General features: G+C 68.4%; 1 protein-coding gene. It reads right to left on the bottom strand.

From position 1 onward, the window contains the following. Positions 1-738: alpha/beta fold hydrolase (locus BMG07_RS40900; RefSeq protein WP_198089234.1), on the bottom strand; the 738-nt coding region annotated here is incomplete at both ends.

Below are 738 nucleotides of genomic sequence, written 5' to 3'. Positions count from 1 at the left end.
CCCCGAAAACTTCTTCGCGTAGGCGCTGGGTTCCGGATGCGGCGCGCCGTTGGCGTCGCCTTCGAGCGTGATGGTCGGCACGCCGATCACGGGTGCCTTGGCCAGCCGGTCCTCGAGCGCCTGGTACTTGGCCTCGCCGTCAGCCAGCCCGAGGCGCCACCGGTAGTTGTGGACCGTGATGGCAACGTGGTCGGGGTTCTCCAGCGCCACGGCGCTGCGATCGAACGTGGCCGCATCGAAGTTCCACTTCGGCGATGCGAGCTGCCAGATGAGCTTGGCGAAGTCGTGACGGTTCTTCTCGTAGCCGGCGCGGCCACGCTCGGTCGCGAAGTAGTACTGGTACCACCACTGCAACTCGGCCTGCGGCGGCAGGGGCGTCTTGCCCGCCTCCTGGCTGCCGATCAGGTAGCCGCTGACCGAGACCAGCGCCTTCACGCGCTGCGGCCACAGCGCGGCCATGATGCAGGCCGTGCGCGCACCCCAGTCGCAGCCGGCCACGGTCGCGGTTTGAATCTTCAGTGCATCCATCAACGCGATGATGTCGACGGCGACCACGGACTGTTGCCCGTTGCGCGGCGTGTCGGCCGACAGGAAGCGCGTGGTGCCGTAGCCGCGCAGGTGCGGCACGATGACACGAAAGCCCGCCGCCGCGAGCGCGGGCGCCACGTCGACGAACATGTGAATGTCGTACGGCCAACCGTGCAGAAGAATCACCGGCGCGCCGTCGGCAGGGCCGGC

The organism is Variovorax sp. E3, from assembly GCF_016082275.1.
Classification (GTDB): Bacteria; Pseudomonadota; Gammaproteobacteria; order Burkholderiales; family Burkholderiaceae_C; genus Variovorax.
This window is presented reverse-complemented; position numbering and strand designations above follow the sequence as displayed.